This window comes from Wenyingzhuangia sp. IMCC45467, assembly GCF_054111205.1.
In genome coordinates, this window is record NZ_CM134196.1 from 3535503 (window position 1) to 3551002 (window position 15500).

General features: G+C 30.7%; 10 protein-coding genes. 1 reads left to right on the forward strand and 9 read right to left on the reverse strand.

Going from position 1 to position 15500, the window contains the following annotated elements; genetic code table 11:
• Positions 1-238: 238 nt before the first annotated feature.
• Entirely contained in the window at positions 239-2917 is a 2679-nt protein-coding gene (locus ACXGQT_RS14915; RefSeq protein WP_457829368.1) for a rhamnogalacturonan lyase family protein, read from the forward strand.
• 100 nt (positions 2918-3017) lie between these two features.
• Here the strand turns inward: ACXGQT_RS14915 and ACXGQT_RS14920 are convergent, their stop codons facing one another.
• The 9 genes from ACXGQT_RS14920 to ACXGQT_RS14960 all read right to left on the reverse strand — a co-directional run bounded on the left by ACXGQT_RS14920 (position 3018) and on the right by ACXGQT_RS14960 (position 15497).
• Positions 3018-5360: an efflux RND transporter permease subunit gene (locus ACXGQT_RS14920; protein WP_457829369.1), complete on the reverse strand. Its 2343-nt coding sequence runs from the start codon at positions 5358-5360 to the stop codon at positions 3018-3020.
• Between the two features lie 110 nt (positions 5361-5470).
• Positions 5471-6025 (reverse strand): ribosome recycling factor, encoded by a 555-nt coding sequence (frr, locus tag ACXGQT_RS14925; protein ID WP_457829370.1) that lies wholly within the window; start codon positions 6023-6025, stop codon positions 5471-5473.
• An 8-nt stretch (positions 6026-6033) separates the two neighbouring features.
• A complete protein-coding gene (gene pyrH, locus ACXGQT_RS14930; protein ID WP_457829371.1) occupies positions 6034-6744 on the reverse strand; it encodes a UMP kinase in 711 nt (236 codons plus the stop codon).
• Between the two features lie 132 nt (positions 6745-6876).
• Complete coding sequence (locus ACXGQT_RS14935; RefSeq protein ID WP_457829372.1) at positions 6877-11307, reverse strand: chemotaxis protein CheB; 4431 nt, start codon at positions 11305-11307, stop codon at positions 6877-6879.
• A 109-nt stretch (positions 11308-11416) separates the two neighbouring features.
• Entirely contained in the window at positions 11417-12382 is a 966-nt protein-coding gene (gene tsf, locus ACXGQT_RS14940) for a translation elongation factor Ts (protein WP_457829373.1), read from the reverse strand.
• 83 nt (positions 12383-12465) lie between these two features.
• Positions 12466-13212, reverse strand: a complete 747-nt coding sequence (gene rpsB / locus ACXGQT_RS14945; protein ID WP_457829374.1) for a 30S ribosomal protein S2 — start codon at positions 13210-13212, stop codon at positions 12466-12468.
• A 176-nt stretch (positions 13213-13388) separates the two neighbouring features.
• Complete coding sequence (gene rpsI, locus ACXGQT_RS14950) at positions 13389-13775, reverse strand: 30S ribosomal protein S9 (protein WP_457829375.1); 387 nt, start codon at positions 13773-13775, stop codon at positions 13389-13391.
• 2 nt (positions 13776-13777) lie between these two features.
• Positions 13778-14233, reverse strand: a complete 456-nt coding sequence (gene rplM / locus ACXGQT_RS14955) for a 50S ribosomal protein L13 (protein ID WP_302884888.1) — start codon at positions 14231-14233, stop codon at positions 13778-13780.
• Between the two features lie 280 nt (positions 14234-14513).
• Positions 14514-15497, reverse strand: a complete 984-nt coding sequence (locus tag ACXGQT_RS14960; RefSeq protein ID WP_457829376.1) for an aldo/keto reductase — start codon at positions 15495-15497, stop codon at positions 14514-14516.
• Between the last annotated feature and the right edge of the window lie 3 nt (positions 15498-15500).

A 15500-nucleotide genomic window follows, 5' to 3' on the forward strand; every position in this document is an offset into this window, starting at 1 on the left:
TGTTTTTTAATGGTTTTGATATTTAATTGTTGTTTTTGATATGGTTTTGGTAATTGTTTAGTTCTAGTTTTATGAATTGTATAATTATTTAATGATTGTGTTTATGGTAATTATCCACAATTTTTATAAATGTTATAAACTAACTAATTAAACTATTTAAAAAATGTCAAAAATGAAAAAATCTTTTACGCTTAAGAGACTCACTTTATTCAAAGTAATGTTATTCTTGTTTCTAAAAATGTCTTTAATCTATGCACAAAGGCCAATGGAATATTTGGATCGAGGTTTGGTTGCATTAGAAACTAATACTGGAGTTTTCCTTTCATGGAGAATGTTAGGAACTGATGATGCCTCCATAGGGTTTAATATATATAAAAATAATATTAAACTAAATAGTAATCCTATCACCACTTCAACCAATTATGAAGATCCAGCAGGTACTTCCTCAGATTTATATAAGGTAGAATCTATTTTTTCATCAGGAAATGAACTCTCTTCGGAAGTTAGTGTATGGCCATATGCAGCAGCATATCAATCGGGTAAACCTAATTTGGCAAGATTAGAAATTCCAATTCCAACTGCTCCTGCATCGGGTTTAACACCAGGAGATATGTCTGTAGGTGATTTAGACGGAGATGGAGATTATGAATTCATTTTTCAATGGGAAGGAGCAAGAGAAGATGTTCCTTATTTAGATGCTATAGACTTAGAAGGAAATCACTTGTGGAGAATAAATTTAGGACCTAATGTAATTTATAATGGAATTTCAATTTTAGTATATGATTTTGATGGTGATGGAAGAGCTGAAGTTACTTGTCAAACTGCAGCTGGAGCTATAGACGGATTAGGAAATCACCTAAGCAAAGGTCCTGCAGCTACAGATGATAATACTAAAATTTATCAACGAATTGCGGGAAGAATCGTAGAAGATCCTGCTTATTTTACTGTTTTTGATGGTTTAACAGGTGCGGAACTAGATACTAAAGAATGGCCTGTTCCAATTGGGCCATTAGAAGATATGGAAGATACTTGGGGAGATAATTACGGTCACAGAGCAAACTCAACTAAAGGAGCTATATTACACGATGCTGTTAAGGGACCTATGATGGTTTTTACTAGGGGGATATACACAAAAATAGGAATGGGAGCTTATACTTGGGATGGAAATAATATTCAACAAGAGTGGGTTTTTGATAGTGATAATTATACAGGAGGACAATATAGAGGAGAAGGTAATCATGCTTTGGCTGTAGCAGATGTTGATGGTGACGGTTCTGATGAACTGATATATGGAGCTTGTGCTATAGATAATGATGGAGTAGGGTTATACACTACTGGTAGAGGTCACGGAGATGCTCATGCTTTGGGAGATTTAGATCCAGATAGACCTGGTTTAGAATTTTTTCAACCACATGAAAATGGTACTTATGGGTTTTCTTTTAGAGATGCAGCTACAGGTCAAGTTTTATGGGAAGTATTAAGCCCTGCTGATGTAGGTCGTGCTTGGGCAGCTGATATTACCGAAAATAACAGAGGTTTTGAAATGTCGGTAATTGGAGATTATATTGACAATGGAGTTTCAGATCATAGTTCGGTATTTGATGTAGATGGAAATCCACTAACTTATGGGTATAATGCTTATTATCAACCTGTTTATTTTGATGGAGATTTAGAAAGAGAATTAAGAAAAGATACAGGAGTAGATGATGTAAATCATGGAGGCAGAATTTTTACAGGATGGTATTATGGGGCATCTTCTATACACTCCTCTAAACAAGATGCTAATTTGGTTGCTGATATTTTGGGAGATTGGAGAGAAGAAATTGTTTTTAAAAAAGCAGACAATAGTGCATTTGTCATTTTTTCAACATGGATTCCTACGACCCACAAAGTATATACTTTAATGCATAATCCAGCATACAGAATGCAAGTAGCCACTCAAAATGTAGGTTATAATCAGCCTGCTAATTTAAGTTATTATTTAGCAGATGGATCTGTTCAAGCGAATATCAATACTACAAAATCTAATTTAACATGGTTGGGTATAACAAGTAATAATTTTGCAATAGCATCTAATTTTAATCATGGTGTTTTGCCAACAGGGAGTGATGAGTTAAAAATACCTAATATGGTAAATGACCCTCAAATAACCACCAATCATCCTGGTAAATATGTAAACAACATAACATTAGAAAGCGAAGCTAACTTAACGGTATCTGCTCAGTTATGGACTTATAACAGAAGTTACTTTTCAGGAACAGTTACAGTTAATACAGGAGCAGATTTTAATCTGAGAAATAGAGTAGATTTTGGGGTTAAAGCAAATTCAGTTCTAAATGTAAATGGAGGAACTATTAATTCAAGATCATATATGTCATTAGGTTTTGGTTATGATGTAGAGGCTAATATAAACGGAGGTTTATTAAGTAGTGAATCTGATATGTTTTTAGGTAAATATGGAGGTGATGCTACGGTAAATATAAACTCAGGAAATGTAACGGTAAGAAGTATATCAATATATGATGGGTCTGAAATTAATATAGATACTGGAGTTTTAACATTAACAGGAGGAAATTATACAAGTAATATTACAGCATATGTAAACGATGCTAAAATTATTCCAGCATCAGGTAAAGAAATTATATCATCTTTTGATAGTAATACAGGTCGTACTACCGTAACAGCAGTAAATTCTAATAGTTCTAAATTATCAATAGATGTTATTGCTGTTGGAACAAAGGCTTATGTTAGTAATGTAGATAGAAAAGCAGATATAAGTGTTTATAGTTTTACAGGAGTTTTGGTTAAAAAATTAACAATAAATAAGAATGATGATTTTGATTTAGAACCAGGTATTTGGATTGTTACCATTAAAACTTCCGAAGCAACAAAATCAATTAAATTATTATGTAAATAAAGCTTATAAAGTATTTTTACAGAAAATAGAAAACCTCCTGAACTAAGTTTAGGAGGTTTTCTATTTATTATAATACCATTATTGTTTATGGTATAAAAAACTATTCTTTCTTAGTTTTTTTTCTCTTTTTATTGATGGTTCTTTCAAAAGTTAGTAGCAAAGAAGGTAATATGACTAAATTAGAAATCATGGCAAATAAAAGGGTGATTGAAACCAATCCTCCTAAAGCTTTTGTTCCTCCAAAACTGGAAATGATAAAAACTAAAAAACCAAAGAACAATACAATAGAAGTGTAGAACATACTAATTCCAGATTCTTTTATAGCTTTGTATACCGATTTTCTAACTTTTCCCTTACTCGCAATTAATTCCTGTCTATATTTTGCTAAAAAGTGAATGGTATCATCAACTGAAATACCAAAAGCAATACTAAAGACTAAAATAGTTGAAGGTTTTAAAGGAATTCCTAAATATCCCATCAATCCAGCAGTTAATACCAAAGGAAAAACATTTGGTATTAAGGAGATTAAAATCATTTTAGCATTTTTAAATAACCCTCCAATAAATACGGCAATTAATACAATTGCTAAACCTAAAGATATAATTAGGTTGTGTATTAAGTAATTGGTTCCTTTAACAAAAACCAAAGCTTTCCCTGTCATGGTTACGTTGTAACGGTCTTTAGGAAAGTTTTTATCTATAATAACTTGTAATTCATTCTGAATTTGCTCCATTCTTTCTGTACCAATATCTTTCATAAAAGTGGTAATCCTAGCATAACGACCAGTTTTATCAACCATATTAGCCAAAGCATTGGTGTCTCCTCCAGAGTTTTGAGTATAGCTTAGAATAAAGTTTTTTTCTTGTGAAGTAGGTAATTTATAAAAATCAGGATTCCCATTATAAAAAGCTTGTTTGGTAAATTTTACCAAGTTGTTAATGGACATAGGATTTGATAATTCAGGAATTTTTTTAAATTCTTCTTCTAATTTATCAATACGCTTTAAGGTACTTAAATTCATAACCCCTTTTTCTTTTTTAGTATCCACTAAAATTTCAAGAGGTAAAATTCCGCCAAATTCTTTTTCAAAGAAAACAATGTCTTTGTAAAACTGTGTTTTTTTAGACATATCTTCTATTAAACTACCAGATACTTTAATTTGTAATGTCCCAAAAATAGCTACCAATAATAATATAGAAGAAATAATATAAACCAAAGGTTTTTTATTTCTAACAATACCCGTCATTGCCTTAATAATTGTACTAGACCATTTTTTTTCTAAATGTTTTAAATGCTTTGGTTTAGGCAAAGGCATAAAACTATAAAGTATTGGAATTAAACAAAGAGAAATTAAAAATATTCCCATAATATTTATGGAAGCAATGACTCCAAATTCTTTTAAAATAGTACTTTTTGTAAAAATAAAAGTGGCAAAACCAGCAGAGGTGGTTAAGTTGGTCATTAAGGTGGCATTTCCAACTTTTGTAATAACACGTTGTAAAGATTTTGCTTTGTTTCCGTGTTTATGTATTTCTTGTTGGTATTTATGAATTAAGAAAATGGCATTTGGTACACCAATAACAATAATTAATGGAGGGATTAAAGCGGTTAAAATAGAAATTTGATATCCTAATAACCCTATAAACCCAAAAGACCAAAGAACACCAATAATTACAACCGCTAAAGTAATGGCTGTGGCTCTAAGAGATCTAAAAAATAAAAAGAAAATAAATCCTGTAACTCCTAAGCCTAAAGCAACAAACATTCCCATTTCTGATTTTACACTGGCAGCATTCATACTACGAACGTAGGGCATTCCAGAAACTCTAACTTGTAAGTTGTTTTCTTTATTAAATTTTTTGATTAATGGATTAAAAACATTTTTAACAAAATCTGAACGTACTTTTGTGTTAACAATTTGCTTGTCTACATACACAACTGTTTGTACAGTTCTTGTTTCTTTATTAAACAAGAGATTGTTATAAAAAGGTAAATCATTAAAAATATGATTGCTAATACTGTCTACCTCTTGTTGAGTGTATTTTTTTTTGTTAAAAATAGAAGTTAATTCAAACTTTTGAGCAGCAACATTTTTTTTTAATTCTTTTATATTACTGAAAGATATTACTCCTTCTATTTCTTTTTTATAAGATGAAATTTTATCGGCTAAAGCAATCCAGTTGTTGAATTTGTTTACGTCAGTAAAAAGAGTACTGTCTTTTACGGCTAGCACAATAATGTTTCCTTCTTCTCCAAAAATGTTTAAGAATTTATCGTATTCTAAATTTACAGGATTGTCTTCGGGAAGTAAATTTGCCTCGGTATAAGAAAATTTAACATTTTTAAATTGTAGTGCTAGCAATCCCGTAATAATTGCTATAATTACAATAGTAGCTACTCTGTGGGTAAGTATGGTTCTAGCAACTGTATTCCAAAATTTCATAAAAAAGAAAGAATTGAGTAAAGGGAGTAAAAATATATAAAAAAAGCCATCTAACTAAGTAACTAGGTACTTTATTAGACAGCTCTATGTTTTTATTAGAGAAAGTAATTTTAAACTTTCATAATTTCAGCATCTTTTATAGCATAGACTTCATCAATTTTTTTGATGTGAGCATCTGTTAAAGATTGTATATCATCTTCTGCAACTTTCTTTTCGTCATCAGAAACTTCCACTTTTTTAATATCGTTGTTAGCATCTCTACGAATGTTACGTACACTGACTTTGGCATGTTCAGCTTCGGCTTTAGCCTGCTTAGATAATTCTTTACGTCTTTCTTCTGTTAACGCAGGTACACTAATAATAATATGTTCTCCGTTGTTCATTGGGTTAAAACCTAAATTGGCTACTATAATTCCTTTTTCAAGTTCAGGAATCATATTTTTTTCCCAAGGTTGCACAGTAATAGTTTGTGCATCTGGAGTGTTTATGTTTGCTACTTGTGCAATAGGAGTAGGGGAACCATAATAATTCACCATAACACTTCCTAGCATAGCAGGGCTAGCTTTACCTGCTCTAATGTTTCCAAATTCTTTTACTAAGTGAGCAATGGCAGCATCCATTCCTTCTTTAGCACTGTCAATAATAAATGTAACTTCTTCGTTCATCTTGTATATTATTTATCTGTAACTATTGTACCTATATTTTCTCCTTGAATTAATTTTTGAAGATTTCCTTTTGTATTCATATCAAAAACCAAAATAGGAAGGCTATTTTCTTCACTTAAAGTAAAGGCTGTAGAATCCATAATTTTTAACCCCTTGTCTAATACATCTCTGTAAGAAATACTATCAAACTTAGTTGCAGTACTGTCTTTCTCTGGATCAGCAGTATAAATACCATCAACACGTGTTCCTTTTAGAATAACATCAGCTTGAACTTCTATAGCTCTTAATACAGAAGCGGTGTCTGTTGTAAAATAAGGGTTTCCTGTTCCAGCTCCAAATATTACTACTCTACCTTTTTCTAAATGTCTTACAGCTCTTCTTTTTATAAAAGGTTCTGCAATTTCTTCCATTTTAATGGCTGTTAACAATCTGGTAGGAACTCCAGCTGCTTCAATAGCACTTTGTAAAGCCATTCCATTAATACAAGTTGCTAGCATTCCCATGTAATCTCCTTGTACACGATCCATTCCTTGAGCGGCACCAGAGACACCTCTAAAAATGTTACCACCACCAATAACAATTGCAATTTCTAAACCTGTATCTACAGCTGCTTTAATTTCTTGAGCATATTCTGCCAATCTTTTAGGGTCAATACCGTATTGATTATCTCCCATTAAAGCTTCACCACTTAATTTTAATAGTATTCTTTTGTATTGCATGATTGTTATTTAGGTAGTGCAAATATAAAATTTTAGATGAATATTTATAGTTTGATGTGTTGGTTTATTATAAAAAAACCTCTCATTTTTGTGAGAAGTTTTTAGTTGATTTTATTTTTATAAAAACAATTTTTATATCCATTTATGTAAAACTTTAAATAATTCAGTTCTGTTTATTGGTTTGGTTAAATAATCTACACAACCAATTTTAAAGCATTTTTCCTTTTCATCATGCATAGCATATGCACTTTGCATGATTATTTTTGCATTAGAATCAAACTCAATAATTTCAGCAGTAGCATCAAAACCATTCATTTCAGGCATTCTAATGTCCATTAAAACAATATCAATGTTTGAATTTTTCTTATATTCATCAACAGCTAGTCTACCTGTGTATACGTATATGGTATTTACTTCTATATTGTTAAAAAATTTAGAATATAATAGTTTTACAATTTCATCATCTTCTGCAATTAATATGGTTTTGTTTTTTAAGAAAGAATTGCTATCTGTTTTTTGAACTGTTTTTATTTGTTGAATTTTTTCTTGTGTTTTTTTTACGGGAATTGTAAATGTAAATGTAGTTCCTTTATTTAGTTTAGACGATACGTTAATTTGTCCTCCCAAGCTTTTAACAATTCCCCTACAAATAGTTAAGCCTAGACCTGTTCCGCCATATTTAGCATTTTCGTTGTAATTTATTTGTTTAAAACGATCAAATATTTCCTCTAATTTGTTTTCAGGAATACCAATTCCTTGGTCTTTTATAAAAAATTCAACTTCATTTTGATTGAATGCAAATCCAAAAGAAATTTCCCCTTTTTCAGAGAATTTTAAAGAATTTCCTAATAGATTAGTTATTACTTGTCTAACTCTAAGAGGATCTGTTAGTATTATTAAATCTTTAGCGTTTTTAGGTACGTATGATTTTATTTTAAGATGAGGTTTATTTTTGTCTATTTTTAATTGATTAAAATTAACTTCAATATCTTGTACTAGTTTTGAAATGTTACATTCTTTTGGTAAAATAGTTAATTCATTTGCTTCAATTTTGGCAATATCTATAATATCATCAATTAAACTTAAAAGTTGTTTAGAGTTTCCATCAATAATATTAATGTAATTTATTCTTTCTTGATTAGTAATATTACTATCTTTTAATAATTCAGAAAAACCAATAATACCACTAATAGGAGTTCTAATTTCATGACTCATATTTGACAAGAAATAGTTTTTATGAATATTGGCAGATTCAGCTTTTTGTCTAGCTATGACTAATTCATTTTCAATGCTTTTGTATTCAGATATGTCTTGAGAAGCACCTCTTAAAGCAATTGTTTTACCTTCTTTATTTTTTACAGCTTCTCCTCTTGCCCAAAGCCATCCCTTTGTTTTTTGGTCAGAAATTATTTCTAATTCAATTTCATATGGTACACCTGTTTGTTGTGTTTGTGTAATAGAATGGGTTAATAATTCCCAGCTTTTATGAGAGAATAAATTTTGTTGTTCATTTAGTGATGGTGGTTTAGATTGTGGAGTTAAACCAAAAGTTTTATATAATTCTTCTGTCCAGGTTACATCTCCCGTTTCTAAATCTAAATACCAACTACCAACCTGTGTTAGGCTTTGAATTCTTTTAAGTTCTTTCTCGTTTTTAGATAAGGCTGCTTCCTTTTTCTTAATATCTGTAATATCTGCAAAGGTTGCTGCAAATTCCCCTTTTTTAGGTGAAAAAATTCTTACAATATAGTGTTTGTCTAGTGGATTGTTATAGTATTCTATTAGTTGTTCTTTTCCTGTTAGGGCTGTATGGCCATAGATTTTAATCCAGTTTATGGAATCATCTTTAATTTGTGCATGTGTTTTTAAAAATGGTTTTCCTATTAAATCTTTTTCTTTAATACCTATTTGATTTTCAAAAGCTGGGTTAACAGCTAAATACTCCCAATCTATAGGGTTTTCTTTTTCATCAGTAATTATTTTTGCGTTGGCAAACCCTTCATTTAAGTTTTTAAATAAGTTATGATATCTTAATTCAGTATTTGCAAGTTCTATTTCTGTTTCTTTTAATTTGGTAATATTAACAAACGTAATAATAACGCCATCTATTTTTTTATCTATAGTAATAAAAGGGCTAACTCTAGATAAGTAATAATAACCATCAGTATCTACAATTTCTTTTTCTATGGCTGTTAATTTTTCTAGTGCTTCTTTTGCATCACTAATAAGAGATAGTCTTGTTTGTTCGTTAAAATTTGAGGCAAAACTTCCTATTAACCTTCCAATGTCAGTTTCTTTTAAGTTAAAGTGTTTTCTAATAGCAGGAGTATATTTTCTAATATGCAATTCCCTGTCTAAGAAAAGAGTACCAATATCTGTATTGTCTAATAGATTGGTAATATCATTGTTTAGATTTATTAATTGTTCGTTTTTTTCTTGAAGTTCAGCATTTACAGTATATAACTCTTCATTAACAGACTGCAATTCTTCATTTGTACTTTGTAATTCCTCATTAGAAGCCATTAACTCTTCATTAGAAGATTGCAACTCCTCATTACTAGTCTCTAGTTCTTCAACTACATTTTGTAGTTCTGTTTTTGTAGATTTTAATTCGTCTTCAATTTCTTCAATTCTTTGTTTAGAGATCCTGTCAATAGGGACATTTTCTATAACAACATAGTCGTCTGTTTGTTTTTCCTCACCAAATTGTAAAATATAAAGTTCGTTTAGTTCATCGGTATCAGTTGGTTTATGGAGATGTAAATCAAAAGAAAAATTTCCTTTTATGCTTTTACTTATTACATTTTTAACTATAATATCTTTATGTTCTTCCTCTAATCTGTGTACCGCATTTCTAATAATGGATGAAAGGTGATCGTCAACAATTTTTAAGAGGTTGTTTTCAAATATTCCTTCTGTATGATTTAGTTTTTTTCCAGCATCTCCTTTAATGTATATGATGTTAAAATTTTTATCAAAAAAGATACAAGAAGGACTAAATTTTTTACTTAAATATTTATGAAATATATTTTCTGGATTTTCTTTAAATCTATAAATAGGTTGTGTAGCTACTTGTTCAGGAGGATTGTTGTATAGTATTGAGGGGACTCTTCCTGAGGGAGTATTTTGGATAGGAATGTGTTTGGTGTCAGAAATATTTTGATAAATTTTCCATTTAGAGTCTATTGTTTTAAATAACTTAGATACTTCACCTAAAGACTCGCTATTTCCTAAAAATAAATAACCAAATTTATTTAACGCAAATTGAAAGTTAAACATAACTTTCTTTTGTGCTTTATTATCTAAATAAATAAGTAAGTTTCTACATGAAATTAAATCCATTCTAATAAAAGGAGGAGACTTAATTAGGTTGTGACTAGAAAAAACAATTTTCTCTCTTATTCTTTTTATAATTTTAATTTTATCACTTGTTTTGGTAAAGTACTTATCTATGTAAAAACTGTCTAATTCATTTATAACATTAATGTGAAAAGTACCAGCACTAGCTGCTGTAATAGCTCTAGGATCTATATCAGAAGCAAATATTTTAAAGTTTAAGTTTAGTCTTTGAGATTGAATGTAGTTGTCTAATAACATTGCAATAGAGTAGACTTCTTCACCAGAAGAACAGCCAGGCACCCATACTCGTATTGTTTCAGAGCTTTTTTTTCTAGTACATATTTCTGGGATTACTTTATCATTTAATGTTTTAAAAGCTTCAGTATCTCTAAAAAATCTAGTTACACCAATTAAAAAATCTTGTTTTAAAATTTCTTTTTCTTTTTCATTATTTTTTAAAAAGTTAAAATAATTCTGTACTTCATCAATATTATTGATGTTCATTCGTTTTTCTAACCTTCTTAAGAGTGTGTTTTTTTTGTATTCTCTAAAATCAATATCAGAATATTTATGTACCTCTTGTAATATTTTAGTAATTAATATTTCATTAGATTCTGGAAGTACATTCTCGGTATTAATTATTAAAGTAGGATTTAGCAAACTATTAAATCTTTTGGCAATTTCTTTAGGATTTAAAATAAAATCAACTAATCTCGTTGCTATTGAAGAATTAGGCATTCCGTCAAATTGTGCTGTAGTAGGGTCTTGAACAAAAATAACTCCGCCAGCTTCCTTTATGGTTTTAATTCCCCTTGAACCATCTGAACCTGTTCCTGATAAAATAACCCCAATTGATTTTTCTTTATATTCTTCTCCCAAAGTGTGAAAGAAAATATCTATAGGTAAGTTTATATTATGTTTGGGGCCTTTATCAAGTAGATATAGTTCTCTTCCTTTTATATGTAGGTTTTTATTTCGTTGATTTAAATAGATGCAGTTAGGTTGAATTGTTAGTTTGTCTTCTGCAGTAAAAATTTTCATTTTTGTATGCTTGGCTAACAACTCAGGCATTAAGCTTTTAAAGTCTGGTGATAAGTGTTGTATGACCACAAAAGCCATTCCTGTGTTTTCGGGCACATTATCAAAAAGTTGTTGAATAGCATCTAACCCTCCAGCAGAGGCACCTATTGCTACAACGTATAATTTAGGGGATTTTTTTTTCATTTAAATACGAGATATACGTAAAAATAGAAAAAAATGTGAGGTGGTAAAATATAAAAGCCATCTATTAGAATAGATGGCTTTTGTATTGTATTAAAAAAAGATAAATTTATTATCCTAAAGTAACTCTTGAGAATCCAACAACTTCAACATTAGCAGCAGCTACATAATCTGCAACAGTTTGCTTTTCGTCTTTAATAAAGTTTTGGTTTAACAAACATTGCTCCTGATCTAAAGTAGTATTGTCAGAAATAAATCTTTCCATTTTACCTGGTAAAATTCTATCCCAGATTTTTTCTGGTTTTCCTTCTGCAGTTAATTCAGCTTTAGCAGCTTCTTCAGCTTTAGCTAAAACTTCATCAGTTAATTGAGATTTAGAGATGTATTGAGGAACATTTTTTAATGTTTTTCCTAATCTACCTAATTCAATATTGTCTTTTTCAATAGCAGCAATTCTTGCTTCAGTTTCAGCAGCAACAAATGCAGGGTCAAAATCTTTGTAAGATAATGTAGTAGCTCCCATAGAAGCAACTTGCATAGCAATATCTCTAGATAAAGCTTCAGCACCTTCAATAGCTTCAGATAAACCAACTAAAGAAGCAATTTTATTTCCAACGTGAATATAAGATCCTACAAAAGGAGCCTCAACTCTTGCGAAATCATTGATCTCTAATTTTTCACCTACAACACCAGTTTGCTCTACTAATTTATCTGCAACAGAAACACCACCAAAGTCAGAAGCTAAAAATTCTTCTTTTGTTTTAAAGTTTAAAGCATGTGCAGCTAATTCTTTAGCTAAAGCAACAAAGTCTTCGTTTTTTCCAACAAAATCTGTTTCACATCCTAAAACAATAGAAACTCCTGCAGTTTTATCAGCGTTAACAACAGAAATAGCAGCACCTTCGCTAGACTCACGGTCAGCTCTTTTTGCAGCCATTTTTTGACCTCTTTTACGTAATACGTCTACCGCTTTGTCAAAATCTCCTTCAGCTTCGATTAAAGCTTTTTTACAGTCCATCATTCCAGCTCCAGATGATTTTCTTAATTTCATCACGTCAGCTGCCTTAATATCTGCCATAGTATTGTGTTTTAAAGTTTTTATAAAAATGAACGGTACAAAAATATAAAAGTTTTGTACCGTTGCATGTTAATTTATTGTGATTATTTAGCTTCTTCAGCTTTTTCCTCTACAACTGCTTCAGTAGCAGCTGGAGCATCTTTACCAGCTTTTCTTTCACTTAAACCTTGCGCAATAGCTCCAGTAGTTAAAGTTAAGATTTTGTCGATAGATTTAGATGCATCATCGTTAGATGGAATTACAAAATCTACATCACTAGGATCAGAGTTTGTATCTACCATTGCAAAAACAGGAATGTTTAATTTCTTAGCTTCGGCAACAGCAATGTGTTCTTTCTTTACATCAATTACAAATAAAGCACCTGGTAAACGAGTCATATCAGAGATAGAACCTAAGTTCTTTTCTAATTTAGCACGCTGACGGTCAATTTGTAATTTTTCTCTTTTTGATAAAGCATCAAAAGAACCATCGGTCTTCATTCTATCAATTTGAGACATTTTTTTAACAGCTTTACGAATAGTAACAAAGTTTGTTAACATTCCTCCAGGCCATCTTTCTGTAATGTAAGGCATGTTTACAGCTCCAGCTTTTTCAGCAACGATATCTTTAGCTTGTTTTTTTGTTGCAACAAATAAGATTTTTCTTCCTGATGCAGCAATTTTTTCTAATGCAGCAGATGCATCGTCAATTTTAGCTGAAGTTTTGTATAAATCGATGATGTGTACTCCATTACGTTCAGTGTAAATGTAAGGAGCCATACTTGGATTCCACTTTCTAGTTAAGTGTCCAAAGTGTACACCAGCTTCTAATAATTCTTGAATATTTGCCATAATATGGGTTATTGTTTAGATGTTAGCAATAGTGGAGTAGTTCTTTGTAGAAGTCTCTACTATTTTTGCTAAACAATCGATTAATTTTATTTTTTAGTTTGTAAAGTTTAAGGGTAAAAAGTCGTAAAGAAACTTGTAGTACTTTAAATTTTCTAGCCTTAAAAACTTTAACAATATTAACGCTTTGAGAATTGGAATTTCTTTCTTGCTTTCTTTTGACCAAATTTCTTACGCTCAACCATTCTAGGGTCACGAGTTAATAATCCTTCTGGTTTTAAGATAGTTCTATTCTCTGCATCAATTTCACATAAAGCTCTAGAAATAGCTAAACGGATAGCTTCAGCTTGTCCTGTTACACCACCTCCAAATACATTTACAGTAATATCAAAAGACTCTAAATTATCTGTTAATAATAAAGCTTGTTTTGCTTTGTATTGTAAAGTTCCAGTTGTAAAATATGCAGCTAAATCTTTACCATTAATAGTCATGTTTCCTTTTCCTTCTGAAACATATACTCTTGCTACGGCAGTTTTTCTTCTACCAATCTTGTGAACAGTTTCCATGATTATAATAGGTCGTTTAAGTTAATAGCTTTTGGTTGTTGTGCTTCTTGAGCGTGCTCAACACCAGCGTAAACATATAAGTTTCTGTAAAGAGCGCTTCCTAATTTGTTTTTAGGTAACATTCCTTTTACTGCTTTTTCGATTAATCTTGTAGGATCTTTCTCAAACATTTCTGTTGCAGTTAAACTTCTTTGACCACCTGGATAACCTGTGTGACGAATGTAAGATTTGTCAGACCATTTTTTTCCAGTTAAATTGATTTTTTCAGCGTTGATAATAACAACGTTGTCTCCACAATCCACGTGAGGAGTGTAGCTAGGCTTGTACTTACCTCTAATTAGTTTTGCAACTTTAGAAGCTAAACGACCCAATGTTTGTCCGTCCGCATCAACCAAAACCCATTGCTTGTCAGCAGTTGCTTTGTTAGCTGATACTGTTTTGTAACTTAATGTGTTCATTTACACCAGTTTTTGTAATAATTAAACAATAATTCTTCTTGGATTCTCCAAGGGACTGCAAAAATAGAATTATTTATTTAGATAGTAATCTTTTTTTTGTGATTATTTTAGTGTAGGTAAACAATTTGTAATAAAGTAATTAAAAAGTCCAATTACCTTGTTTTAGAAGTTGAAAAAAATAAAGGAATGTGATATTTAATTGATTCAGAAACAAATAATAATTAAAAAACTCTTAACATTAATTTGTTAAGAGTTTTCTATGATTTATATAATATTGGGATTAATATGAACCACGAATAAAATTGTGAACTTTTTTGTGATAAAAAGTTTCTAAATCTGTAATTAATTTATCTGATAAAGGGGCAATACTACTCACCTTGGCATTTCCTTCAATATGCTTGTCGGAACTTGCTCCTGGAATGATAGCACTTACGGCAGGGTGGTCTAAAATCCATCTTAAAGAAAGTTCTGTTAAGGATAAGTGTTCCGGACAAATTTCTTTTAACTCCTCTGTTAATTCAACACCTTTTTCAAAAGGAAGACCAGCAAATGTTTCTCCAACATTAAAAGCTTCACCATTTTTGTTAAAATTTCTATGATCGTTTTCTAAAAACTGAGTTTCTTTGGTAAATTTACCAGTTAACAAGCCACTGGCTAAAGGTAATCTTACAATAATTCCAACTCCTTTTGCTTGAGCTTGTGGTAGTAACTCTGTTATTAACTTTTGTCTAAAAATATTAAAAATTACTTGTAGTGATTGTAATCCTTCTTGTTCTAGGCAAAGCAACCCTTCTTCTATACTTTCTACACTAGCACCAAAATGTAGAATTTTTCCTTCGTTTTGTAAGGCTCTTAGCCAGTTAAAAATAGTTCCTTTTTGTAATTCTTCTAAAGGAATGCAGTGCAATTGCAACAAATCTAATTTAGGAACTCCTAATCTTTTAAGAGAATCATTTACATGAGTTCTTAGAGCTTCTTCTGTGTAATTGTTTGGAAAAACATCGGCACTTCTTCCAAATTTAGTAGCTACTCTAATGGGAGTTTTACAATTTTTTATAAATTCTCCAATCAGCAATTCGCTTCGTCCATCACCGTATACATCGGCTGTGTCAAAAAAAGTGATGCCGTTGTCTACAGCTTTGTTTAAAATATTAAAAACTTCGGTTTTGTCTATTTCATTTCCCCAGTTAGCACCAATTTGCCAACATCCTAAACCTACTTCGCTTACTTTAAATCCATCAGTTCCTAAAGTCCTGTTGTTCATTTG